Below are 25,223 nucleotides of genomic sequence, written 5' to 3'. Positions count from 1 at the left end.
CGTATGAACCATGACGTAAACCAATCTGTTTCAACGTCTTTGGAGCCGCTCCATCTGCAGGCTCTTTTGGCGCATACGCATCCGACAATTCTGGTTCACCCCAAAACCGACAGCATCGTGTTCGCCAATGAGGCGGCGGCAAAATTGCTGGGCCGCAGCATAGACGCCCTCATATCCCTGAAAATGAGCGCCCTGCACAAGGGACAGGTGCCAAGCCTTGTCGTGTTCAGCGAAGCCGCCCTTTATCACGGATTTTCCTGGACCCGCGGACTGGACCTGAGCCGGCCGGACGGCACCCAACTGAAACTAGAACACGAAGCCCGCGCCATCACGCTAGGCGATGAAGAATATCTTACGGTAACGATATCGGATCTTGATGCCCGCCACCGCCGGGATGTTGACTCCGAGGCCGACGATTACCTGCGCGAAGGTATTGCCGAATGGCGACGCGCCGAACGGTTTTTCCGCGAGATCGAACGCGAGAACCAGCTGATCCTGGGCGCGGCCGGCGAAGGCATTTACGGCGTGAATTCGGACGGGGTAACCACCTTTGTCAATCCGGCGGCCGAACGCATGTTGGGCTGGACCGCCGAGGAACTTGTGGGCAAGGAAATCCATTCGATCATCCACCATTCCCATGTTGATGGCGAACCCTATCACGCCGAGCACTGCCCGATTTACAATGCATTCCGCGAGGGCATCGTAAGACGGGTTGATGATGAAGTCTTCTGGCGCAGCGATGGCAAACCGATCCGGGTCGAATACACATCCACCCCCATTCGCGACCATGGTCTGGTCATCGGGGCAGTGATCGTGTTTCGAGACATTACCGAACGCAAAATCGCCGAAGAAAAACTGCACGCCGCCCTTGCCGAGGTCGACCGTCTTCGTGAACGGCTTGAACTTGAAAATGCCTATCTTCAGGAAGAAATCCTGTCGACCAACAATCACCATGAAATCATCGGGCAATCGGATGCCATTCAAGGCGCGCTCAAACAGATTGATCTGGTTGCACCGACTGACGCCAACGTTCTGATCACCGGGGAATCCGGCACCGGCAAGGAATTGATCGCGCGCGCCATCCATCAGGCCAGCACACGATCTGATCGCGTTCTGGTGCGCGTGAATTGTGCGGCCATCCCCCATGAACTGTTTGAAAGCGAATTTTTCGGGCATGTGCGCGGGGCCTTTACCGGCGCCATTCGCGACCGTGTCGGGCGCTTTGAACTGGCCGATGGCGGCACCCTGTTCCTAGATGAGGTTGGTGAAATCCCGCTGGAACTTCAGGGCAAGCTTTTGCGGGTTCTGCAAGATCAGAAGTTTGAGCGTATCGGCGAAGAACGCACACGCGAGGTCAATGTCCGCCTGATTGCCGCCACCAACCGCGACCTTAAGGAAGAAGTCCGTCAGGGGCGGTTTCGCGAGGACCTTTATTTCCGCCTCAATGTGTTTCCGATTGAATGTCGACCGCTTCGTGAACGGCCAGACGACATTCCGCCGCTGGCCGCGCATTTCCTGCGCAATATCTGCCAGCGCCTGAACATTGCCCAACCCACCCTGACCAAGGGACAGGTTCATGTTTTGCAAAATTATGGCTGGCCCGGAAATGCCCGCGAACTTGAAAACGTGATTGAACGCGCTGCCATCTTGGCCCATGACGGTAAATTGCATTTCGATCTTCCCGATTTCAGCACCCGGGACGGCAAAAAACCATCCCCCGCGTCCAAAGCTGATCGGGATACCCAGCCCGCCCGGACCATTTTGACGCGCGCTGAAATGCAACAAACCGAATATGACAATATCACCCATGCCCTAAGACAGACGCAGGGCAAGATTTTTGGCCCGGACGGAGCCGCGGCACTTCTTGATATCAAACCGACAACGCTGGCGTCCCGTATCAAGAAATTCAAAATCGATCGCCGTGACTTTGCCGCACCGGAAAATCAAAATACCCGATAATGTCGAAAAGTTTCCATCCACCAGTTGCCTGCGGTCCCGGTTTGGCGCAGCATGACGCCGCCCGTAAGATGGCATCAATAAATTCGACCTGCGGCAAGTTCGGCTTGTTCCGATTGCGGCCCCTGTTTTCAGGTGACCATCAGCAGGCAACAGACAGGGAAGAAGACAGATGACCGCATTTCTTCAAATTGGCGTGCTAGTCGCGATGGCCGCCGTTGCCGGTGTTCTCGTGATGGGGATCATTTCAATGGCCCGCGGCAAGGATGCACGCAAATCCAACAAACTGATGCAGCTTCGCGTGCTGCTTCAGGCCGTCGCATTGTTGCTTTTGTTCATTCTGTCGATGCTGGCACTTGGCAAATAGGCATCTGCGACCGTTTTCAATTCTTATGACATCTTACGCATTAATGGACGACACATGGTTCAACTGACCCGCATCTACACGAAATCCGGCGACAAGGGCAAAACCGCCATTGGCAACGGGACACGCGTCCCCAAAAATTCAGTCCGCGTCGAGGCCTATGGCACGGTTGATGAAACCAACGCATTCATCGGTGTCGCCCGGTTGCATGCGGATGGCGACATAGATGCGATGCTCGCCCGAATCCAGAATGATCTTTTTGATCTGGGTGCGGACCTTTGCACCCCGGGTGACGGATCGGATGACAATCCCGAACAGCCCGCCCTTCGCATCACCGCAACCCAGACCGAACGCCTTGAACAGGAAATCGATCAGATCAATGCCGGCCTTGATCCGCTGAAATCCTTTGTCCTGCCGGGTGGCAGTGCGCTTTCGGCACAGCTTCATGTGGTCCGGACCGTATCACGCCGCGCCGAACGGCTTATTGTCGAACTGGCAGGGGTCGAGCCGATCAACCCGGAATGCGTTCGTTATATCAACCGGCTGTCGGACCATATGTTTGTTCTTGCCCGCCACGCAAATAACGGCGGCAAGGATGACATTTTGTGGCAACCCGGCCTGACACGCTGACGAAAATATTTGGACAAACCCCTGTCATTTGGCGGCTTTGTGCCGTATCAAGGTTGCGAAGGGCATCAAAAAATCAGTAAAGAAGTTATCGTTAACGTCAACCTCTTTACGTAAATTGACAACCTGCGTAGCACCCCCTATTGTGCATCGCGGGGAAAACAGTAACATGCGGGCCGCAGCAAACTGCCTCGGCAGGGAGCAGAAAGCCCATAGTTTCGACAACAAAAACGAACAGGTCTGTCATGAAGGTTCTTGTCGCCGTTAAGCGCGTTGTGGATTACAACGTCAAGATCCGAGTCAAACAGGACCAGTCTGGCGTTGAATTGAACAACGTCAAAATGTCCATGAACCCGTTTGACGAAATCGCCGTTGAAGAGGCTGTCCGCCTCAAGGAAGCAGGTACCGCGACCGAAGTGGTTGCCGTATCGCTCGGCGTTAAACAGTGCCAGGAGACCCTGCGCACCGCCCTTGCCATGGGTGCCGATCGCGGCATTCTGGTCGAAACCGAGGATGAGCTGCAACCGCTTGCCGTTGCAAAACTCCTGAAAGAAGTCGTCGCCAAGGAAAGCCCGGATCTTGTGATCCTCGGCAAACAGGCGATTGACGATGACGCCAACCAGACTGGCCAGATGCTGGCTGCTTTGCTGGATTGGCCGCAGGGTACTTTCGCATCCAAAGTTGCCGTTGCTGACGGCAAACTTGACGTTACCCGTGAAGTTGATGGCGGTCTTGAAACCGTCAAGCTTGACCTTCCGGCAATCGTCACCACCGACCTGCGCCTCAATGAGCCGCGCTATGCGTCGCTGCCAAACATCATGAAAGCCAAGAAAAAGCCGCTCGATACCCTGAGCCCGGCCGATCTTGGTGTTGATACCGCGCCGCGCCTGAAAACCCTGAAAGTGACGGAACCGCCGGCACGTCAGGCAGGTGTCAAAGTTGCCGACGTCGCAGAGCTTGTCGACAAGCTCCGCAACGAAGCAAAAGTAATCTAAGCGGGGATCAATCAAATGAGCATTCTTGTTATTGCCGAACACGACAATACCGAACTGAAGGGCGGCACGCTTAACACCGTTGCAGCCGCACAGAAGATCGGTGGCGACATTGCCATCCTCGTTGCTGGTGAAAACTGCCGCGGCGTTGCCGAAGCAGCCGCAAAAGTTGCAGGTGTTTCCAAGGTACTGGTCGCAGACAATGCCGCCTATGGCCACTTCCTGGCTGAAAACATGGCCGGTCTGGTTTCCGAACTTGCCGATGGCTACAGCCACATTCTGGTTCCGGCCTCGACTTCTGGTAAAAACTTCATGCCGCGCGTTGCGGCATTGAAAGACGTCGCACAGATTTCCGACATCACCGATGTTGAAAGCGCCGATACCTTTGTCCGTCCGATCTATGCCGGTAACGCACTGGCAACCGTGCAGTCGGCAGACAGCCTAAAACTGATCACGGTTCGTACCACGGGCTTTGATCCGGTTGCCGCCGAAGGCGGTTCTGCTGCCATCGAAGACGTTTCCGTTGTTTCGGATGCCGGCAAGTCCAGCTTCGTCGGTCAGGAACTGACCGAGTCGGAACGTCCGGAACTGACCGCGGCAAGCGTCGTCATTTCCGGCGGTCGCGGCATGGGATCGGCTGAAAACTTCCATCTGATCGAACCGATTGCCGACAAACTGGGCGCAGCCATTGGCGCATCACGCGCTGCGGTTGATGCTGGATATGCTCCGAATGACTGGCAGGTCGGTCAGACCGGCAAAGTTGTTGCACCGCAGCTATACATTGCTGTAGGCATTTCGGGTGCTATTCAGCACCTTGCCGGCATGAAGGACAGCAAGGTCATCGTTGCAATCAACAAGGACGAAGAAGCGCCGATCTTCTCGGTGGCGGATTACGGCCTTGTCGGTGACCTGTTCGAAGCCCTTCCCGCACTGGCGAGTGAACTCGACAAATAATCTGATCCCGATTAGGGTCAAAGCAATGCATACTGTTGTTTTGACCCTAGGGGACGAGTGGGGAACAAATGGCTTCGTTGGAAGATATCAAAACCATTGGCGTAATTGGCGCCGGTCAAATGGGCAATGGCATTGCCCATGTGATCGCACTTGCCGGTTACGACGTCCGAATTCTCGACATCTCGCAGGACGCCCTTGATAAGGCGCTTGGCCTGATGGACAAGAACATGGACCGTCAGGTCAAAAAAGAACTGATTACCGCAGCGCAAAAAGATTCCGCACTTGCGCGGGTCTCAACCGGAACGGAATACAGCTTCCTTTCGGACTGCGATCTGGTGATCGAAGCGGCAACCGAAAATGAAGAGATCAAGAAACAGATCTTCAAGGCGCTTTGCCCGGTTCTTGGCCCCGAAGCCATCATCGCAACCAACACTTCGTCGATCTCGGTGACACGTCTGGCATCCTACACGGACCGCCCGGCGAAATTCATGGGCATGCACTTCATGAACCCGGTGCCGCTGATGAAGCTGGTGGAACTGATCCGCGGCATTGCCACGGATGAAACCACCTATCGCACCATTCATGAATTGACCAAAAAACTGGGCAAAGACACGGCAAGTGCCGAAGATTTCCCGGCTTTCATCGTCAACCGTATCCTTCTTCCGATGATCAACGAGGCGATCTACACCCTTTATGAAGGTGTGGGGAACGTCGAATCCATCGATACCGCAATGCGTCTGGGTGCAAACCACCCGATGGGTCCGCTGCAACTGGCAGACTTTATCGGTCTGGATACCTGTCTTTCGATTATGCATGTTCTGCATGATGGTCTGGCCGACACCAAGTATCGCCCGTGCCCGCTTCTGGTCAAATATGTCGAAGCAGGCTGGCTTGGCCGCAAGGTTGGCCGCGGTTTCTATGATTACAGCGGTGATGAGCCGGTCCCGACCCGCTAGGGACTGCTTTAAAACATTCGCATTTTCAAATTAAAGCCGCTGTCTTGTTCAGCGGCTTTTTTTGTTGCAATCGGACCGCCAACCATCTGGAATAAGGTCCGTTAAAACCCGCACGGATGGAATGCGGGACAAAATGACAAAAGAAGTCTGGAGGCCGTCCGAAAATGTATCTCGGAATTGATGTCGGCACATCGGCCGTCAAGGCATTGCTGATTGACGAACACTCGGCCACGGTTGCCGAGACAGATATTCCTTTGTCGGTATCAAATCCCCACCCGTTCTGGAGCGAACAGAACCCCGATGACTGGTGGGACGCGACATTGCGCGCGATTGATGCCCTGCACCATCAAAATCCGGGGGCTGTTGCCGCCACCCGCGCGATTGGCCTGTCCGGACAGATGCATGGCGCGACGTTGCTTGATGAAAATGACAAACCGCTGCGCCCGGCAATTTTGTGGAATGACGGCCGCGCCAAGGCCGAGTGTGACAAACTTGATGCCATGCTGCCCGATCTCGGGACAAGGGCCGGTGTCGCGACCATGCCGGGCATGACTGCACCGAAAATGCTGTGGCTGCAAAAGCATGAACCCGACATCTTTGCCAAAGTACGCACCATCCTGTTGCCCAAGGACTATATCCGGTTTTGCCTGTCTGGTGACAAGGTAACGGAAATGTCCGATGCGGCCGGGACCTTGTGGCTTGAAGAAGAAAGTCGCAGTTGGAACAGGGCGGCAATCGATGCCTGCGGGCTTTCGATGGACCAAATCCCCGAACTGGTCGAAGGATCGGACATTACCGGAACTTTGCGGGCCGAACTTGTCAAACGCTGGGGCATGAAGGGTGACGTCATCATTGCCGGTGGCGGGGGTGATGCCGCGACCGGCGGGATTGGTGTTGGTGCCGTCAGTCACGGTGACGGGTTCATATCGCTTGGCACATCTTCACAGATTTTTGTCGCATCGGACAAATACCGCCCAAAACCCGAAGAACTTCTGCACAGCTTCACCCATGCCATTCCGGCCCACTGGTTCCAGATGGCCGTTCTGCTGAACGGGGCCAGTTGCCTGCAATGGGCGGCAAAGTTGCTTGGCGAAAGTGATATTGGTGGCTTGCTGAAACGGGTTGAGGCCCAGCATCATAAGCCCGCTGATATTGTCTTTCTGCCCTATCTGAACGGGGAACGGACACCGCATAACAATCCCTATGCGCGCGGGGTGTTTTTTGGTCTGGGCAGCGACACATCGCGCGAAGCAATGGTGCAATCGGTTCTCGAAGGGGTGGCCTTTGCGCTAAGTGACGCACAATCGCGTCTGCATGCTGCCGGGACCCGCTGTGCCTTGCCCGGTGTGATTGGTGGCGGTGCAAGAAGCCGTTACTGGATCCAGTTGATATCCGACATCATGGGCACCCCCCTTGCCCGATATGAAGGTGCTGCTAAAGGGCCGGCATTCGGTGCTGCACGTCTGGCACGACTGGCCCTGACACAGGAAGCAGTAGAAGATGTATGCCTGAAACCGGTTATCGAGGAAATTATCGAACCGGACACGTCACGACATGCATCCTATCAGCCGCGCTTTGCAAAGTTCCGCAGGCTTTATAATGCACTGGCCGATGAATTTACGCCCGATTGAAAATGACCTTCCCGACGCACCAACCGCACATATTTCCGAAGACGCCCGCGATCATGAGTAAATTAATCTCCCGCCTTCTTTAAACCAATGATTTAACACCAACATTAGTACGAGTATTAATTTTCGACCATTTGGATAGTCCATGAGTATTGCAGTCGTCGGAAGCTCGAACATTGATTTCGCAGCACGCGTAGCCAAGCTTCCGAAACCGGGTCAGACCGTCCCGGCAAAGGAATATATCTCGGGCCCTGGGGGCAAGGGATGTAACCAGGCGCTGGCCATCGCACGTCTTGGCGTTTCCCCCGTTTTCATATCAAAGATCGGTGACGATGCACTTGGCCGGCAACTGGTGACCAGCCTTGCCGCCGAAGGCATCGATACCAGCCACCTGATCATTGCCGATGCCGCACAGACGGGGACGGCCCTGATTTCAATTGATGAAGCCGGTGAAAACATGATCACGGTCGTTGGTGGTGCCAACATGACGATGACCCGTGGCGATTTGCATGAAAAACAGGATTATCTGCGCGACTGCGACTATTTGCTGCTGCAACTTGAATGCCCCGTGGTCGCTGTCGATTGCGCGATCAAATATGCGCGTGAAGGCGGGGCAAAAATCATGCTTGATCCCGCCCCCGTACCCGATCACATGGTGATGCGCGATCTTTTGGCGCTGACTGATATCGTCACCCCCAATAGCACCGAATGCCGCGCCATGACGGGCATCGAACCGGTTGATGAAGCCAGCGCAAAGAAGGCCGCAAAAGTCCTTCATGACATGGGCCCAAAAACCGTGATCATTAAAATGGGGCGTCAAGGCGCCTATTATTCAACACCCGACATGTCGGGGTTGGTCGCGTCTTTTACCGTCAGTGCCATTGATACGGTCGGTGCGGGGGATTGCTTTAATGCCGGACTTGCAGTTGCCCTGCATGGCGGGCAAGCCCTTCCTGATGCCGTGCGGTTTGCATGTGCGACCGGCGCACTGGCAACCACCCGCAACGGGGCCGGCGATGCCGCCCCCACCCTTGATCAGGTTCTTGCCTTGCTGGAACCAGGAAGCTGATCGCGGCTTGCGGTTCAAAAATCAGGATGTCTGTTCGATCAGATCGTTAAAGTAGGAAATGACATCGGGGGCATCCCAGCGCGCGATGCCTTCAAGCTTGCCGCGCACCACACCGTGACCATCAATCACGAAACTGGTCGGAAGACCGCGCGCCCCCATTTTGCGGGCGGTTGCCCCGCGCGGGTCAAGAACCACATCCAGATTGTCGATTCCATTCTTTTCAAAGAATTCCGTAACAGCAGCCGCCCCGCCGCGATCCTGACTAAGGGCAAGAACACGGAAAGGCTTTCCATCCATTTCCGCAGCCAGCCGGTCAAGTTCCGGCATTTCCTTGACACAGGGCACGCACCAGGTCGCCCACAGATTTACCAGAATAACCTGACCTTTCAGTTGGTTAAGCTGTTTTTCATCGCCATTTTCATCGACAAAGGTTGCGCCATCGAGCAAAGAACCATCATCAGACGGTGCCACCATCTTTGAAAGTTCTTGTGGTAATTGCGTATCTGCAAAGGCAGGGGTTGCATAAATGCCCGATATGGCGACAATCACGCCAAGTTTTACGTAACGAAGCAAAGCCTTCACAACACCCACCTTCCAATACTGCGGATCAAGATGACCGATCAAAACGCTACCGACCAGAAAAACGCCAACTCCCTGTGGGGAGGTCGCTTTGAAGCAGGACCGTCTGCCATCATGGAAGAAATCAATGCTTCCATCGGCTTTGACAAGCGCCTTTATGCCCAGGACATCCAGGGCTCCAAAGCCCACTGCGCGATGCTGGTCAAGCAGAACATCATCCCCGCAGAAGATGGCGAAAAGATAACCAATGGTCTAGACCAGATCCTTCAAGAAATCGAGAGCGGTCAGTTCAAGTTTTCGAGCGCACTTGAAGACATTCACATGAATGTCGAAAGCCGCCTGCGCGAACTGATCGGCCCGGCGGCCGGTCGCCTGCATACTGCACGTTCGCGTAACGATCAGGTCGCAACCGATTTCAAACTGTGGGTCCGTGATGTTGCCCTTGCCGATCTCGAAGCCGGCCTTAAGGGGCTTCAGGAAGCCCTGATTTCACAGGCTGAAACCCATGCTGAAACCATCATGCCGGGCTTCACCCATCTTCAGGCGGCCCAGCCGGTGACATTTGGCCATCATCTTCTGGCCTATGTTGAAATGTTTGGTCGTGACCGTGGTCGTGTGGCCGATTGCCGGACGCGTGTGAATGAAAACCCGCTGGGGTCCGCGGCCCTTGCCGGGACGCCCTATCCGATTGACCGTCACCTGACGGCAAGTACGCTTGGCTTTGATCGCCCGACGGCGAACTCGCTTGATGCGGTATCGGATCGTGACTTTGCACTGGAATATCTGAACGCGGCATCAATTGCCGCCATGCATCTGTCGCGCCTGGCCGAGGAAATGGTTATCTGGTGTTCGGCACAGTTCCGCTTTATCGGGATGTCCGACAAGTTTTCGACCGGTTCATCCATCATGCCGCAGAAACGCAACCCGGATGCCGCCGAACTGATCCGGTCGAAAATCGGCCGTATTGTTGGCTGCTATAATTCCCTGATGCTGTCGATGAAGGGGCTTCCGCTGGCCTATTCCAAGGATATGCAGGAAGACAAGGAACCGGTATTCGAGGCTCACGATCATCTGGGTCTGTGCGTTGCTGCCATGACCGGCATGGTTGCCGACATGAAGGTCTATGCCGATAACATGCGCGCAGCTGCCGGTGCCGGTTACACCACCGCAACCGATCTTGCTGACTGGCTTGTTGCCGAACTTGGCATGCCGTTCCGTGACGCCCACCATGTGGTTGGCGCAACCGTGAAACTGGCAGAGTCCAAAGGGTGCGATCTTGATCAGCTTTCCCTTGAAGATCTTCAGGGGATCGAGCCGAAAATCACCAATGCAGTATATGACGTTCTGACTGTCGAAGCATCGGTCGCCGCCCGCCAGAGCTTTGGCGGAACTGCACCGGTTCGCGTCAAGGAATCCGTCAAGGCAGCAAAGGAAAGGTTTCTGAAATGACCCCCGCCTTGCTTAAACGCGGCACCGTGATCACACTGGCAATCATGCTTGGTCTTTCGGTGGCGGCTTGCGGCAAAAAAGGCCCGCTCGAACCGCCAACCGATAAAGGTTATGAATATCCAAGGGACTACCCGGCGCAATGAACCACTTTGAATATATTAATGGCGTGCTTCACGCCGAAGGTGTCTCGATCCCGGAAATGGCAGAAAAAGTCGGCACGCCGTTTTTCTGTTATTCGACCGCGACGCTTGAACGTCACTACAATGTCTATGCCGATGCGTTCGAGGGGCTTGATGCCACCGTCTGCTTTGCGGTCAAGGCGAACTCGAACCAGGCGGTTCTCAAGACCCTCGCCAATCTTGGCGCTGGCGCTGATGTCGTCTCGGTTGGCGAGATGCGCCGTGCACTGCGCGCCGGTATTGATCCCGCCAAGATCATCTTTTCGGGTGTGGGCAAAGCCGACGCCGAAATGCGCGAAGCCCTTGAAGCCGGTATCGCGCAGATCAATGTCGAAAGCATCCCGGAACTGGTCGAACTTAACCGTGTTGCCATCGACATGGGGACAAAGGCGCGTATTGCATTGCGCATCAACCCGCATGTCGATGCCAAAACCCACGAAAAGATCGCAACCGGCAAGGCCGAAAACAAGTTTGGCATCGACTGGACCCGTGCGATTGAAGTGTACCGCGATGCTGCGGCCATGGACGGTATCGAGGTTACCGGCATTGCCATGCATATCGGATCCCAGTTGACCGACCTGACCCCCTTCCGCGAGGCATTTACCCGCCTTGCCGATCTGGTCGAACAGCTTCGTTCCGAAGGCATTGAAATCCGCAATCTTGATCTTGGTGGCGGTCTTGGCATTGCCTATCAGGGTGAAACACCGCCGCTTCCTGATGCCTATGGACAGATGGTGCGCGAAACGGTCGGTCATCTTGGCTGCCACATCACCCTTGAACCGGGCCGCCTGATTGCCGGCAATGCCGGGATCATGGTGTCACGCGTCATGTATATCAAAGACGGCGAAGCCAAACGCTTTGTCATCCTTGACGCCGCGATGAACGATCTGATCCGTCCGACACTATACAGCGCCTATCACGAAATCATCCCGGTTGATGAACAGGGCGAAGATGACGTACAGGCGACCGTCGATGTCGTTGGTCCGGTTTGCGAAACCGGTGACACCTTTGGCAAGGATCGCAAACTTCCTGATGACCTTAAGGCCGGTGATCTGGTTGCGGTCATGTCGGCTGGTGCCTATGGCGCGGTGATGTCATCAACCTATAACACCCGCGCATTGACGCCGGAAGTTCTGGTCAAGGGCAACAATTTTGCGATTGTGCGCCCGCGTCAGGAAATCGATCAGCTGATCAATATGGATCAGATCCCGGCCTGGCTTGGAAACTCATAAGCCATAAGACCGGTCCTGAAACACATCCGGGTGGTCCGTTGATTGCGGGCCACCCTTTTTATTTCCGCCACATCTTCGGGAATAGCTTGACCCGTCCTGCCAAAACCCCAAGCTTTAAAGGGTAGCATTGCGATTAATCTCGCAACTTTTGGCAATCAGGGACGACCGGTCGCATGTCGTTGATACCACCCTATCCCGGAATGGAACGCCATGTGCGCAGAACGCGCATGGTCATGATATGGGAAGCGGCCTGGCCCTGTCTGATCCCGTCATTATCGATCGTGCTTCTGACCGGTGGATTGACGCTTACCGGGACGTTCGAATTTTTGCCGGCCACCGGTCATATCATGTTGCTGTCGATTTTGTCGGTCGTTACCATGATTGCCGCAGTCGCCCCGTGGCGGAATTTCCGCTGGCCAACAAGACGCGATATCCTGCACCGGCTTGAAATCGAAAACGGGCTTTCAAACAACCCGTTGCAAAGTCTTGAAGATCATATTGATGAAACAGATGATCCGCTGACCAGTTTCCTGTGGCAACGCCAGTTGGGTCTGCATGAAAGGACGCTGGGGCAGCTTCGCCTGCCGCGGCCGATCCCGGCACTGACGCGCATTGACCGTTTCGGGCTGACCGCCATTCCCGTTTTATTGATCTTTGTCGGGCTGCTTGCCGGTCACGACCATATATCCGAACGGTTTTCAAAGGCGTTCAGCCCCCTGCAACGCCTTGGTGCCGCGGACTTTAGTGCGACACTCTGGGTCACCCCGCCGGCCTATACCGGACAGGTCCCGCGCGTATTGCGATTTAATGCAGTTTCATCTGACAGCGGGACGACTTCATCTTCAAGTGATACGGACACCACCCCAACGACCGAGAGCAAGGTCATTACGGTCAAGGTCCCGGTTGGATCAACACTGGATGGCAGCATTTCCAGCATCTGGCAACCAACCCTGACCGCGCCGGACGGGGCACGCGACTTCACCGAAAGCAGTGAAAACAGCTATGTTCTGTCAACAGCAATCGAACAATCCGGTGAGTGGCGCATATCTGTCTGGGGCAATGACCGGCTGACCCTGAATATCGAACTGGTGCCGGACAAGGCACCAAACCTTTCCTTTGTCAGTTCACCCGCCATAACCCGGCGCGACCATGTCCGGCTGGATTATACGGCCAATGATGATTACGGCCTGGCGAAGCTTGATCTTGTGATCACGCCTGCCCCCGATGACGGGTCATATGACCAGTATGGCCCGATTGAAAAGATCGTGATTGATGTTCGCGGCGAAGGCATCAGCCAAACAGCAATGCCAACCCGTATAGAAGGACCACGTTTCATTGATCTTGTTGCGCATCCCTGGGCGGGATTGCCGGTCAATATCCAGTTGGTGTCGCAAGACAATGCCGGTCAAACCGGACAAAGCGACATCAGGTCATTGATGTTGCCCGAACGCGAATTCACCCATCCGGTTGCGCAAAAGCTGATTGCCATCCGACGCGGGCTGTTACGTTATCCCGAGCGTGCACTTGAAATGCACCAGGCAATCTTGCCAATCCTTTATGCCCCACAGGCCTTCAATGGGCATATCGGAGTGTTTCTTGCATTGTCGGTTGCCGAAAACCGGCTGGCGGCAAATCTGCATGACCGTGCTGTTCATCAGGATGTCGCGGGCCTTCTTTGGCACATTGCCGAGGAGGTCGAGCGGGGCAGTTACGGCATTGCCGAACGCAACCTGATGGAGGCCGAGGAACGGCTGCTTGAAGCGTTACAAAACCCCGATATCACCGAAACCGAGATTGCCCGCCTGATCGAGGAATACCGTCAGGCGCTGAACGAATATCTGGCCGCATTGACCCGCGAAAGTCCCCAGATGGGCGAAGATCAGCCCGAAGCATCCGCCACCCTCGAACAGCAGGATCTTTCGCGTATCATTGATCAGATTGATGCGCTGATGCGGGCCGGTGCGCGTGATCAGGCACGCCAACTGATTGATCGCCTGCGCGAACTGGTCGAAAACATGCAGGTCACCACCGGTGAAGGCGGCATGGACATCACGTCCACCCTGCGCGAAATGCTTGATGGGATGCGTGATCTGGCGCGCCGCCAACAGGACCTTATGAACCAGGGCGACAATTCATCAGCCCAATCTGGCCCGGTTCCACGTGCCAATCAGCAACAGGGTCTTGCCGATGATGCTACCGACATCATGAACAGTCCGGGTATCAACCAGTTTGGTGATGTCAGCGGCATGAATACGGTCATTGATGCCATGCGCGGGGCTGCAGATGCGCTTGGACATAACCGCTCACACGAGGCATTGCAGTTCCAAAGACAGGCGATGGAAGCCTTGCAACAGGGCATTGGCGAGATCAGCCGCGCACTTGAAGGTCTGAGCCAGATGGCCCCGATGCTCGAAGATTTGGAAGGAACCGGCCGCCGGGACCCGTTGGGCCGCCCGGTCGGTGGCGATGGCACCACCATCATTCCCGATGTGAATACCCTGGAACGGGCATGGCGCATCCTTCAGGAATTGCGCCGCCGGTCCGGTGATCCAGATCGCCCGCAAATCGAACAGGAATATATCGACAGATTGCTGAAACGGTTCTGAGCATTACCAGCCCACCAACAAGGACCAAGGTACCCCAGACACAAAAAAGGCAGCGTATGACAACGCTGCCTTTTGATTTGATCGATCGGGTTCCTTACGGCTCGACCGCTTCGCGCGGATCAAGGAAGGTAACCTGCAACCGGGTTGCCGTCGGGTTCGGACGACGGATTTTGGTTTCGACCGTCAGGCTTTCGCCAACCGGCAACATTTGCTGTTCCATCGGCATTTCAGCACCGGCGGGCACTTTGGATTCGTCATAGATCAGCGGAACCTTTTTGCGCTGGACCACACGATCGAGCGGATCAAGCAGCTCGATCAGAAGATAGGGCAGTACGCGCGGTTCTTCGCTGATATTGACGATCTCGGCACGGACGACCAGAACATCAACACCGTCTTCATCTTCACGGGTCGGCGGCAATTCCCGAATATCAAGGCCTTCGCCAACATGGGGCACATCAAGCCCGATCATGTCATAGACCTTGGCAACCGGCGGCCACAGATTGATCAGGTAATCCTTGGCAAAATAGCCACCCGCACCAATGCCGCCAATCAGCAACAGGAAGATGATCCAGCCAACGATACCCTTTTTCTTTTTGGGTTCGGGCTTGGGATTATTGCGAATCAGCTGCTGGGGAATGGGCGGCGGATCGGGGATCTTGTCCGCTTCTTCAAATCCGGGATCAACTTGTCCCCCACCCATCTGGTCGGCATTGAAGTCCGCACCAAGCGAGCCTTCCTGATTGAAGGGTGGCGGAAGATCATTTTCCGGTGCTGCGGGCTGTGGCGCAGGCTTCTTTGCCCCCGGCGGGTCCTGATGCCAGCTATTGCCGCAGCTTTTACAGCGCACGGTTCGGCCTTTTGGACCGATTGCTTCTGTTTTAACTGAGTATTTCTTTGAACACTCTGGGCAAGTAATGATCATTGCAAACCTGGCATTTCGATGACAGCGGCATCAAACATCGGGGACAACAAAGCATGCACGACTGACGATCCCCCAATCACGTCAGCAGTGAATTACACTATATGTAAATAGCCGCGATTTAACAGACTGTTAAGTACAGATAACAGAAGCTGCCCGGATTTGGGTGTCTAATCGTTGCCTAATTGCTGCGAACATGGCATCCGAAAGCATACGAAATCCGGGTAAACCGATTTGGTCATTTCCGATATTGTCATGGCAAACGTGAATTCCAACCGTGCCAGACCATAGAGAAACCCTTGATCATTTGCCCCGGCACACGCCAATGTAGACCGTCATTCTGCCAGATGGAGCACCGATTTTGACCGAAGTTGTCAGTTTCAGGAATGTCGGGGTCCGATACGAATCCGGGCCGGAAATTTTGCGCGACCTGAATTTTTCTTTGGGCCGTGGTAGTTTCCATTTCCTGACCGGGGCTTCCGGGGCGGGCAAATCGACGCTGATGCGACTTTTATATCTGGCGTTGCGTCAAACCCGTGGCGAAATCAATATTTTCGGTCGCGACAATATCCGCATCCCGCGCGAAGAACTGCCTGCGATTCGCCGAAAAATCGGCGTCGTCTTTCAGGACTTCCGTCTGATCAATCACCTGACGACCTTTGAAAACGTTGCCTTGCCGTTGCGGGTCGCCGGGGTTGAGGATCTGCAAATCCGCAAAAACGTGACCGAACTTCTCGAATGGGTCGGTTTGGGCGATCATATCAATGCCCAACCATCACGACTTTCGGGTGGTCAACAACAACGTGTCGCCATCGCTCGCGCCGTGATCGGCCGTCCGGCCCTGTTGCTGGCCGATGAGCCGACGGGGAACGTCGATGACCGAATCGCCATGCGGTTGCTATATCTGTTTGAAGAACTGAACAAACTGGGCACCACTGTTCTGATCGCCACCCATAACCGGCAACTGGTCAGGCGATTTGGTCATACGCAGTGGCTTCTCGAAGGTGGCACCCTTCACGATGTCACCCACAGCGGCTGACGACGACCTGAACGACAAGATCAAACCGATCAACAGGACCAAACGACGATCATGGCATTTCGCGCACATCCATCGCATCTACCGCTTGAAAGCGATTCATCCTCGCGCTTTTTGCCGAGCATCGTCGCCCTGATGGTGGCCTTGCTGACTTTTTCGATTGTCGGCCTTGCGGCCCTGCATGACAGCGTTGGTCAATGGTCTGGCCAGATCGAAGGCAGCCTGTCCATTCAGGTCCCGCCAACCGAACTTGCCAACCGGTCACCTGATGAACGTGAACAGGCGCTGCAAAATACCGTTGATGCAATCATTGATGATGTCTCCGACATGCCCGGCATTGCCCGGATCGAGGAACTCAGCCCTGATACGATGGCGGCCTTGCTTGAACCGTGGCTTGGCCCGGATGAAGTTGTCAGTGAACTTCCCATCCCGCGCATTATCGAAATCACCCCCGAAACTGGGTTCAATTACGACGCGCTTGAAAGCCGCCTTGGCGTCATTGCGCCCGAGGCGGTTCTTGATGATCATCGCATCTGGATCGAACGCATTGCCGATGTCGCTTTCTCGGTCGAACTTGCCTTGTCACTGCTGATTGTTGTGCTGTTCGGGGCCACCATGCTTTCGGTGGTTTTTGCAACCCGTTCGGGCCTTTCGATCCATCATCGGATCATTGAATTGCTCCATTTGATCGGGGCGCAGGACGGCTATATCGCCAAACAGTTCGGACGTCATAACCAGCGGCTGGCGTTTTTCGGGGCCTTGATCGGCCTTCTGATTGCCCTTCCTGTATCGGCCCTGATCGCCTGGCTTGGTCTGCGGGCTGGCTGGCCGATCCCGTCACTTGTCCTTAGCCCGACTTTCATTGCGCTGATTGTGGCCATTCCCTTTATCGTTGCGATGGTGGCCGGGATCACAGCAACACGCACGGTTCTTCGTGTATTGCACCGAATGTTGTAACCCGCCGCCCGGCTCCGTATAGTCCGTTTGTAGAGCTGCTTCCCTTTTGGGATCATGGCCTTGGCCACCTCAGGAGACCCGAACACATGCCCGCGCACTGCTATCCAGGCTCGCATTCATGAATAAGCCACCGCTCAGCGTGCAGCACCGTCGCCGGTTCCGCCGGTTTCGTTTTCTGCTTTCAATGTTGATTGTATGTGCACTGGTGTGGGCTGCCGGGTTTGTCTGGTATGTCAGCTCGATCCCGGTTTCCGTCGAAAACACCGATCAGCATACCGATGCCATTGTGGTTCTGACCGGGGGTAGTGAACGCCTTTCGGAAGGGCGCCGTTTGCTGACCCGTGGCATGGCTGACAAGCTTTTCATTTCCGGTGTGTATCGCGGTGTTGAAGTTGATGAACTTCTGTCGGTCGGAAAGTCAGACCCGCGCCTGATATCCTGTTGTGTGGTTCTGGGACATGTCGCTGAAAACACGCGCGGCAACGCACTGGAGACAGCGGTCTGGGTCTATGAAGAAGGGTATAAAAGCCTTCGCATTGTGACCGCGAACTATCACATGCCGCGATCGATGCTTGAATTCAAAAGTCTGATGCCCGATGTCGAGATCATCCCGCACCCGGTCTTTCCCGATAATGTCAAAATCGATAACTGGTGGCGGTTCCCGGGAAGCACGGCGCTGATTGCCAGTGAATTCAACAAATATATGTTTGCCAGCCTGCGCAACACGCTGTTGCAATGGTTGCCCGATGGCAATCATCCGGGCTTGCGCGGTCCCGGTGATGCATCCCCCGCCCCGCAGGATTATTCCGCATCGAATGCAACAGGCAAAGGCAGTTGAACAATCGGCATTTTCCGATTGCAATATAGCTGTTACAAAGCAGTAAATATCAAGATCATGTAAGTGGGTTTAGACCCAAGGCGTATGAAGGACTTTTCTGTATGAGAACCCTCCGCGCGTTACTGTTTAACGTGTTGTTTTTCGGTGGAACGGCGATTTTGTGCCTCAGCCTGATCCCGTTAATGTTGTTTGGGCGCAAGGCCAATCAGTTTGTCGGTCATGCCTGGTGTCGGCTGGTACAGTTCATGCTGCGCTATTCGGTAGGCATGCGCAAACGAATTACCGGACTGGAAAACCTGCCGGATGGTCCCTGTATTCTGGTGGCAAAGCATCAGTCTGCGTGGGAAACACTGACCTTCCATACCGTGGTTACCGATCCGGCCTATATCCTGAAAAAGGAACTGACGAAAATTCCGGTCTTTGGACAGTTCCTGACACTTTCGGGGCAGATTGCCGTTGACCGTTCGGCAGGTGGATCCGCCCTTAAGGACATGATCAAAGGTGCCGCCGAAGCACTGGCAGAAAACCGCCAGGTGGTGATCTTCCCGGAAGGAACGCGAACACCACCCGGTTCAGACCGCCCGTACCATCCGGGTATCTATGCGCTGTATAAAGCGTTCCCGCAATATAAGGTGATACCTGTTGCGTTGAATTCCGGCATGTTCTGGGGGCGTCACAGTTTCATGAAATATGGCGGCAAGGTCACGATGGAATTCATGAAGCCGATCGAACCCGATCTTGATCGCAAGACCTTTATGAAAGAAATCAAGAACCGCATCGATACCCGAACCCGGGAACTCGAAGCCGAAGCACAGCAGGAATTCAACCTGCCGATGCTGACATCCGATGACATTGCCGCGGAAAAGGCCGATCAGGCAGCCGCCAAACAGCAAGACACCCTTTCGGACAAGGCGTCCTGATCCGGTTTGGGCATGGCTGAAATCCATCACGGCCCGCCCAACCGATACAGCCACATCAGATACAGACCCAACAAATAAAAGGCCGGTGATATTCGTCACCGGCCTTTTTGATTGAATGCGGATCGCGATCCGTGCGGTCTATTTTTTGCGGCGCGTCGCCTGCCAGATGCCAAAGGCAATCAGAACAATCCCGCCCAGGTGATACATATGCAATTCTTCCCCAAGGAAGATGATCGCAAGCACACTGGCAAAGACCGGCATCAGATACAGGAACACCCCGGCATTGGCCGGACCAACCACCGAAACGCCCTTGTTCCAGAACAGATACCCAAGGAAGGCTGGCCCCGCACCGATATAGAAAATCTTGAGCATGTCGGGCCATGCCGGATCAAGATGGGTAAAGAACGGTTCCCCATCAATCAGGATCGACCAGATATAAAGCGGCGTCAAAAAGCACAAGCCGACCAGCGCGGAAACGAAGACAAGGCTCAGCGGATGAACCCCCTTGGGCGCACGTTTCAGCAGCATGGAATAGGCGGCCCACACCATCGCCGAAATCATCGCAAACACATCGCCCGACACGAAATCCATCCGCGCAAAGACCGAAAGGTCCCCTTTGGCAATGATGGTGGCCGTTCCGGCACCGGCGACAAGAACACCGACCCATTGCCCGAGCTTGGGCTTGTCAGCACTGAGGACTGCGGCAAACAACAACACCCAGACCGGGGTTGTCGCATTCAAAAGGCCGGTATTAACCGCCGTCGTGTTATAAGCCGCCAGATAAATCACGACCGAAAACAGGAACACGCCGGTAAAGCCGATCAGGAACATCGACATTTTGTGCTGTGCCATCAGCTTGAGGTCGCGGCGCAAATATTTAAAGCAGACCGGGAACAGCATCACGGCTGCCACGACCCAGCGCCAGAATGACAATGCTTCAAACGGCACGGTCGCATTGACACCGCGCGCCACCACATGGTTCGACCCCCACATCATCGCGCAGGCAATCAGCATCAGATAGGCGACCGTCATCGGGGTATGATCACCAGCCGAACCGGTTGTTGCCGTAGCAGAGCCCTGTGTAAGATTATTCCCCTGCGCCATCAGATACCGGCCCCCATATTGATCTCACCATATTCGCGCCGAACCAGATCCATCAGATCATGCAAGGGCGGGTCGACAATGCCCATCTCGTCAAGATGTTGCACAGTATTTTCAAGATATTCCAGATTGGGGCCAACATTGCCGTGTGCAGCAACAATGATCTCAACAGCCGTACGCACCGGAAGATTGCCGGCATATTGCTGGTGGGTCGGATCGGCGACATAGGTATGCGCAATCACGGTGCGACCATCCTCAAGTTCGACTTCAACATCGGCCGGAATATAGGTATTGGTCACAAGTTCCCGCTCATCGAGATACGCCTTGACCGCGTTCCAGTTTTCCGGCGCGATACGAAATGCATTCCCGACACATTCGCCCCCGGCATTCAGGCCAAGAACAAGCCCCGGATTTTCGGGCGTTCCGCGATAATGATGGGAATAGATGCAGAATGACCGGTGATAGCCACGCAACAATGCACGCGACCGCTCGGTAAATTCAAAACCGGGCCGCCATAACAGCGACCCATACCCAAAAACCCATCTTTCTTCGTGCTGAACCAAAATTTCCTCCGGCGACAAGACCTTCCTGCCAGTGCACGCGCCTGATTACAGCGTCTTGCAAGCATCTGGTCAGCAAGGAAGGTGACCCTAATCATTTTCGACTTGTTTGAAAACAGCCGAGCACAAAAGAAATGGCTTTCTTTGCCGACCCTGAAAGCAGCCCCGAGATACAAACACCCCGACCGGGTCAAATCACCGGTCGGGGTGCCATATTTGAGCTGATATCAGGATCAGGTTATCCCAGCTAACTTTGTGACGCCGCCTTTTGCCGTCCCTGAAGAACCATGCGCACAATCAGGAACCCGGAAAGGCCCAGCATGATTACCGCGATTGGCGATTTCAGAAGGAAGAGCGCATCACCACCACTGGCGGTGAATGCGCCGCGGATCAATTGCTCAAGGGCCGGGGCCAACAAGAAACCGATCACGAATGGCAACGTTGAAACCTGAAGCCGTCTGATCAGATAACCGATGACGGCAAATACCAGTGCCGTACCCAGACCACGATACCCGCCATCCTGAACATAGGCAGCTGTCAGCGAAACCAGCAAGATCAGCGGCATGACGATATCTTTGGGGATGCGGGCCATATGCACCAGGAAGCGCATGACAAACCCGCCAAAGGTCCAGTTGAAGATATTACCCATCACCATCAGCGTGAACAGCCCGAATGCCATGACCAGATCCTTGTTCATGATCATGCCATAGCCGTCAATTTCCTTGATCTCGGTGAATTTGAACACCGATGGACCAAACGAGAAATCGCCAATCGTCTCGACCGCAAGGATCAGGAACACAGCCGCGAAATTCCCCGGAATGCCCAAGCTCATCACCGGAATAAGGTTGGCACCCGATACTGCGGAATTGGCGGCCTCGGTTGCGACGACGCCTTCGGGCGTGCCTTTGCCGAATTCGTCGGGCTTTTTGGAAAGACGCTTGGCCGTATCATAGGAAAGCGTTGCCGCAGTGGTGGTCCCGATACCCGGCAGGGCACCGATGACAGTCCCGATGCTTGCCGAACGCAGGATTGCCGGCATCATTCGCAACCGTTCCGCCCATGTCAGGGGTGGCCCCATTTCAGGCGTTTGCGGCAAGCTTTCACGCGCCTTTCGGGCGCGCGACATATCTTCGACACTGATCAGAACTTCTGAAAGAACCAGAACGCCGAGGACCGCCGACGTCAAAGGCACGCCGGAACCAAGACCATCAAGGCCAAGGGTCAGACGCACACCATTCCCCGAAAGCGTTGTGCCAACCAGTGACAGCAACATCCCCAAAAGCCCGCCAAGCAATCCTTTAAGCGGTGCATTCCCGACAACGGCCGCCATGAAACAAAGCGACAGGATAATCAGGGCCGACTTTTCCGGAAGATCGAGAACACGTTCAACCGCCACCGCAAATACAGGTGCGGCTACAAACAGCACGATGTCGGAAAAGCTGTCGCCCATGACCGATGCAAAATGGCTGGTCTGGATCGCCTTGCGGGCCTGACCTTTTTGCGCCATCGGATAACCGTCAGCCGTCGTCAGGAACGCATCGGGCGTGCCTGGCGTATTAAACAGGATGGCCGGCACAGCACCGCCAACCGTCGCCCCCTTCATCAGACCGACAAGGCAGCCCAGAACCGGCAGCAATGCTTCGTTCGAATAGCCAAAAACAGATGTCAAAACCGGCAAGGCAAGCGCAAGCGCAAATGGCCCGCTCAGCCCCGGAATGGCACCAAAGAAGATCCCCGAGATAATTCCGGTCAGAACCATCAGGACCGGCATCAGCCAGAACTGTCCATCGGCATCAAAGAACACCGAATGGATGCCCAGCCCGATATATTGAAACGCCAATTCCATGATCGATCCTTAAAGATTGCGGTTGGGCGGCAGCGACACGTCTTCGAGCAGGCCGTTAAAGACGAGAATCAAAAACAGCACGGTCAAAAGACAGATCAGCACATCACGCCAACGCAGACGATGCCGGGTCATGAAAACAAAGCCGCAGGTAATCACCATTCCGCCCAGGAAGAAGCCAGCGACATTGATCGGGAACGTGGTGGAAACCGCGCGATAAGACGAAATGACACCAAGGCCAAGACCGTTCCACGCCCATACCAGCGCCGGGCCGGTATTGGACATGAAGAACAACCCGACAAAAGTCAGCAACAGGAACTGCACCAGGAAAAAGATATTGGCGCCCGTGATTTCACCTGTCGGTTCCCCGGCATTGTCCGGACCGCGACGAAAGTGACCAAGCGTAAGCAACAAGCCAAGCGGCATCATCAGTCCGGCCAGGATCACCGGAAAGAAGGAGTCTCCGGGCGCAATCCGCCCGGAGATCGTACGTTCGATAATGCCGCCCCGAATGTCATTGGGAAACCAGACGGTGAAGCACAGAACACAGAAAACAAGTGTTCCCACCCCCAGCCAAAGGTTCCACCGCGCCTTTTTCTCTGGCGCTTCGAGACGGGAAGCACTCATTCTACCAGTGCTTTCATCATCTCGACATTGGCGGCATAACCATCAATGATGGTTTTGCGCAATGCGTCGCCGGTTTCGATAACCGGTGCCGGCGGATACTGTTTTTCGATGAATTTCCGGGTCTCACTTTCCGGATTATTCAGGATTTCAGCAACCGCTTCCGCGATGGTGTCGCGAACTTCGTCAGACATGCCTTTCGGCGCAACGATGATGTATTTGTAGCCGAGATCAAGGTCGATACCCTGTTCTTTCAGGGTCGGGGTATCAGGCGCCTGCACCAGATGGGTGCTTTCGGCCGACGACAGAATGGTCAGTTCGCCAGCTTCGACCAGCGGACGCTGAACACCACCGCCCCACGACAGGTTGGCATCTTCGGCCACAACGGCATTCAGGGCACCTTTGCCGCCTGCGGTGCGCAGGTGGTTAACAGTGATACCAAGTTTACGTGCAATAACTTCTGCACCGGCTTCAACCTGGGTGCCCCAGTTGGCCCAGACAAGGGTTTCACCGGCTTCTGCCGCGGCTTTCACGTCATCAAGCGATTTCCAGCCCGACGAAGTCCGTGCCAGTACCGCCATCTGCGAACCGGCAGTGGTGGTGATATAGGTGAAGTCTTCGGGCGAGATATTGTCGCTGTTCATCGGTGCGAAGTTATAGGTCGTGGTGATGGCAAAGCCGAGAGTCTGGCCATCGGGTGCCTCGTTCTTGAGCTGTGCAGACATCACAGCGCCATCTTCGCCGGATTTGTTTTCCGGGACCAGAATCCAGCCACGGGTCTGTTCAAGTTCCTTGGCCAGCATACGGGCCTGAACATCGGTTCCGCCACCTGCGCCATAACCGATCCAAAGACGGATCGGTCCGTCGGGTTTCCAGTCTGCGGCGAATGCCGAACCGGTGCTCAAGGCCAGCATTGCAGCTGCCGCCAGTACCTTTTTCATTCTCAAACTCCTCGTTCTCCAGACGTGATAGGTTCCAAAATCTTTACGATTTTTTTCCTTCGATGATTTCCATCGGACGGTGCCCCCTTGGCAGTTCGAAACGCTGCACAAGAATTTGTTTTTCGTTGAAACTGCGATCTGTTGCTTCCCAGATCAGGCCAACATGCGGTGCCGCCAGATCAAGGTTTGCGCAGGCCTTGGCAGACAGCTCGCCCGCCGTGACGCGATGTGTGACCGACAAGGTCGGCAGATTGAATTTTTCTGCGAGATGCCGGTGGACCGAAACCCCGTCGAAATTGTTCAGACCACCACGGTCTGACAGTCCTTCGGCGTGGGCCTTGCGCAGGAAAATGGAACTGAAGACCGGGCGTTCGCCCTCGATCCAGACCAGACGATCAAGTCGTACGACCGGATCGCCTTCAAAGCCGGCGGCCAAAGGACCGAGTTCTTCGGTATGGGCTTCTTCGACCGAGATTCCCCGCGTATAGGGCAACAGGTTTTCACCCGTGACCGGATCGCGAAACCGATAGACGTGCACCTCGGGAACCTGATTTCGGAAATCGGCGATAAAGGTCCCGAGTTTGCGCCGACGCACAACGATGCCCTGCTCAACCAACTGCGCCAGCGCCTTTTGCACGGTGCTCAAACCAACCGGCAGGACGTCGCACAGTTCCGTCTCGCTCGGCAAAGGATCACCGGGCAGGTAATGACCATCACGGACACAGCCGTAAAAGGCTTCGGCAAGGCGCGCATATTTCGGAAGCGAGCTGTTTGCATCACCGGCTTCCATTTCTGCGGCCACACGTTTCAATGCGTTTGTTGTGCGTTCCTTGTTCATGACACAATCATAAAACTAACTAGTTATGACTTGTCAACTACGTAGTTAAAGAATA

24 protein-coding genes are annotated in these 25,223 nt (G+C 55.1%); 16 read left to right on the top strand and 8 right to left on the bottom strand.

The window, feature by feature from the left end; genetic code table 11:
• The first annotated feature begins 3 nt into the window (after positions 1–3).
• The 8 genes from CU041_RS00925 to rbsK all read left to right on the top strand — a co-directional run bounded on the left by CU041_RS00925 (position 4) and on the right by rbsK (position 8,546).
• Positions 4–1,959 (top strand): sigma 54-interacting transcriptional regulator, encoded by a 1,956-nt coding sequence (locus CU041_RS00925; protein ID WP_101245390.1) that lies wholly within the window; start codon positions 4–6, stop codon positions 1,957–1,959.
• A 169-nt stretch (positions 1,960–2,128) separates the two neighbouring features.
• Positions 2,129–2,323 (top strand): twin transmembrane helix small protein, encoded by a 195-nt coding sequence (locus CU041_RS00920; RefSeq protein WP_101245389.1) that lies wholly within the window; start codon positions 2,129–2,131, stop codon positions 2,321–2,323.
• 54 nt (positions 2,324–2,377) lie between these two features.
• Positions 2,378–2,950, top strand: a complete 573-nt coding sequence (locus CU041_RS00915) for a cob(I)yrinic acid a,c-diamide adenosyltransferase (protein ID WP_101245388.1) — start codon at positions 2,378–2,380, stop codon at positions 2,948–2,950.
• Positions 2,951–3,192: 242 nt separating this feature from the next.
• Positions 3,193–3,942, top strand: a complete 750-nt coding sequence (locus tag CU041_RS00910) for an electron transfer flavoprotein subunit beta/FixA family protein (RefSeq protein WP_101245387.1) — start codon at positions 3,193–3,195, stop codon at positions 3,940–3,942.
• 15 nt (positions 3,943–3,957) lie between these two features.
• On the top strand, positions 3,958–4,893 hold the full coding sequence (locus CU041_RS00905) for an electron transfer flavoprotein subunit alpha/FixB family protein (protein ID WP_101245386.1): 936 nt from the start codon (positions 3,958–3,960) through the stop codon (positions 4,891–4,893).
• A gap of 68 nt (positions 4,894–4,961) precedes the next feature.
• Positions 4,962–5,849: a 3-hydroxybutyryl-CoA dehydrogenase gene (locus CU041_RS00900; RefSeq protein ID WP_101245385.1), complete on the top strand. Its 888-nt coding sequence runs from the start codon at positions 4,962–4,964 to the stop codon at positions 5,847–5,849.
• Positions 5,850–6,013: 164 nt separating this feature from the next.
• The gene (gene xylB / locus CU041_RS00895; RefSeq protein WP_101245384.1) at positions 6,014–7,480 is read left to right on the top strand and encodes a xylulokinase; all 1,467 of its coding nucleotides are present in this window, start codon (positions 6,014–6,016) and stop codon (positions 7,478–7,480) included.
• A gap of 142 nt (positions 7,481–7,622) precedes the next feature.
• Positions 7,623–8,546, top strand: coding sequence for a ribokinase (gene rbsK / locus CU041_RS00890; RefSeq protein WP_101245383.1), 924 nt, complete (start codon positions 7,623–7,625; stop codon positions 8,544–8,546).
• A gap of 21 nt (positions 8,547–8,567) precedes the next feature.
• Here the strand turns inward: rbsK and CU041_RS00885 are convergent, their stop codons facing one another.
• Positions 8,568–9,128 carry a TlpA disulfide reductase family protein gene (locus tag CU041_RS00885; RefSeq protein WP_101245870.1) on the bottom strand — a complete coding sequence of 187 codons (561 nt, stop codon included), beginning with the start codon at positions 9,126–9,128 and terminating at the stop codon, positions 8,568–8,570.
• A 30-nt stretch (positions 9,129–9,158) separates the two neighbouring features.
• Between CU041_RS00885 and argH the strand changes: the two genes are divergently transcribed.
• The 4 genes from argH to CU041_RS00870 all read left to right on the top strand — a co-directional run bounded on the left by argH (position 9,159) and on the right by CU041_RS00870 (position 14,591).
• Positions 9,159–10,574, top strand: a complete 1,416-nt coding sequence (gene argH, locus CU041_RS00880; protein ID WP_101245382.1) for an argininosuccinate lyase — start codon at positions 9,159–9,161, stop codon at positions 10,572–10,574.
• A complete protein-coding gene (gene lptM / locus CU041_RS20510; RefSeq protein WP_170310066.1) occupies positions 10,571–10,717 on the top strand; it encodes an LPS translocon maturation chaperone LptM in 147 nt (48 codons plus the stop codon). The genes argH and lptM overlap by 4 nt, the downstream gene beginning before the upstream one ends.
• Positions 10,714–11,985, top strand: coding sequence for a diaminopimelate decarboxylase (gene lysA, locus CU041_RS00875; protein WP_101245381.1), 1,272 nt, complete (start codon positions 10,714–10,716; stop codon positions 11,983–11,985). The genes lptM and lysA overlap by 4 nt, the downstream gene beginning before the upstream one ends.
• Before the next feature lie 173 nt (positions 11,986–12,158).
• Positions 12,159–14,591, top strand: coding sequence for a DUF4175 domain-containing protein (locus CU041_RS00870; protein WP_101245380.1), 2,433 nt, complete (start codon positions 12,159–12,161; stop codon positions 14,589–14,591).
• 94 nt (positions 14,592–14,685) lie between these two features.
• Here CU041_RS00870 and CU041_RS00865 read toward each other — a convergent pair whose 3' ends face one another.
• Positions 14,686–15,513 carry a DUF3426 domain-containing protein gene (locus CU041_RS00865; protein ID WP_101245379.1) on the bottom strand — a complete coding sequence of 276 codons (828 nt, stop codon included), beginning with the start codon at positions 15,511–15,513 and terminating at the stop codon, positions 14,686–14,688.
• Positions 15,514–15,871: 358 nt separating this feature from the next.
• Here CU041_RS00865 and ftsE point away from each other — a divergent pair, with 358 nt between their 5' ends.
• The 4 genes from ftsE (at position 15,872) to CU041_RS00845 (ending at position 19,261) form a co-directional block, all read left to right on the top strand.
• Positions 15,872–16,549: a cell division ATP-binding protein FtsE gene (gene ftsE / locus CU041_RS00860; RefSeq protein WP_101245378.1), complete on the top strand. Its 678-nt coding sequence runs from the start codon at positions 15,872–15,874 to the stop codon at positions 16,547–16,549.
• A 51-nt stretch (positions 16,550–16,600) separates the two neighbouring features.
• Positions 16,601–17,503 carry a cell division protein FtsX gene (locus tag CU041_RS00855; protein WP_101245377.1) on the top strand — a complete coding sequence of 301 codons (903 nt, stop codon included), beginning with the start codon at positions 16,601–16,603 and terminating at the stop codon, positions 17,501–17,503.
• A 118-nt stretch (positions 17,504–17,621) separates the two neighbouring features.
• A complete protein-coding gene (locus CU041_RS00850; protein WP_101245376.1) occupies positions 17,622–18,341 on the top strand; it encodes a YdcF family protein in 720 nt (239 codons plus the stop codon).
• Positions 18,342–18,442: 101 nt separating this feature from the next.
• Positions 18,443–19,261, top strand: a complete 819-nt coding sequence (locus tag CU041_RS00845; RefSeq protein WP_101245375.1) for a lysophospholipid acyltransferase family protein — start codon at positions 18,443–18,445, stop codon at positions 19,259–19,261.
• Between the two features lie 138 nt (positions 19,262–19,399).
• Here CU041_RS00845 and CU041_RS00840 read toward each other — a convergent pair whose 3' ends face one another.
• The 6 genes from CU041_RS00840 to CU041_RS00815 all read right to left on the bottom strand — a co-directional run bounded on the left by CU041_RS00840 (position 19,400) and on the right by CU041_RS00815 (position 25,168).
• Positions 19,400–20,365 carry a DMT family transporter gene (locus CU041_RS00840; protein WP_101245374.1) on the bottom strand — a complete coding sequence of 322 codons (966 nt, stop codon included), beginning with the start codon at positions 20,363–20,365 and terminating at the stop codon, positions 19,400–19,402.
• A complete protein-coding gene (locus CU041_RS00835; RefSeq protein WP_101245869.1) occupies positions 20,365–20,925 on the bottom strand; it encodes a gamma-glutamylcyclotransferase in 561 nt (186 codons plus the stop codon). The genes CU041_RS00840 and CU041_RS00835 overlap by 1 nt, the downstream gene beginning before the upstream one ends.
• A gap of 244 nt (positions 20,926–21,169) precedes the next feature.
• Positions 21,170–22,768: a tripartite tricarboxylate transporter permease gene (locus CU041_RS00830; RefSeq protein WP_101245373.1), complete on the bottom strand. Its 1,599-nt coding sequence runs from the start codon at positions 22,766–22,768 to the stop codon at positions 21,170–21,172.
• Positions 22,769–22,777: 9 nt separating this feature from the next.
• Entirely contained in the window at positions 22,778–23,392 is a 615-nt protein-coding gene (locus tag CU041_RS00825; RefSeq protein WP_101245372.1) for a hypothetical protein, read from the bottom strand.
• The gene (locus tag CU041_RS00820) at positions 23,389–24,330 is read right to left on the bottom strand and encodes a tripartite tricarboxylate transporter substrate binding protein (protein WP_206926744.1); all 942 of its coding nucleotides are present in this window, start codon (positions 24,328–24,330) and stop codon (positions 23,389–23,391) included. Before CU041_RS00820 ends, CU041_RS00825 begins: the two co-directional genes overlap by 4 nt.
• A gap of 43 nt (positions 24,331–24,373) precedes the next feature.
• Positions 24,374–25,168, bottom strand: a complete 795-nt coding sequence (locus CU041_RS00815; RefSeq protein ID WP_101245371.1) for a GntR family transcriptional regulator — start codon at positions 25,166–25,168, stop codon at positions 24,374–24,376.
• Positions 25,169–25,223: the final 55 nt, after the last annotated feature.

It is taken from the genome of Thalassospira povalilytica (assembly GCF_002844235.1).
In the GTDB taxonomy this organism is placed as follows: domain Bacteria; phylum Pseudomonadota; class Alphaproteobacteria; order Rhodospirillales; family Thalassospiraceae; genus Thalassospira; species Thalassospira povalilytica.
This window is presented reverse-complemented; position numbering and strand designations above follow the sequence as displayed.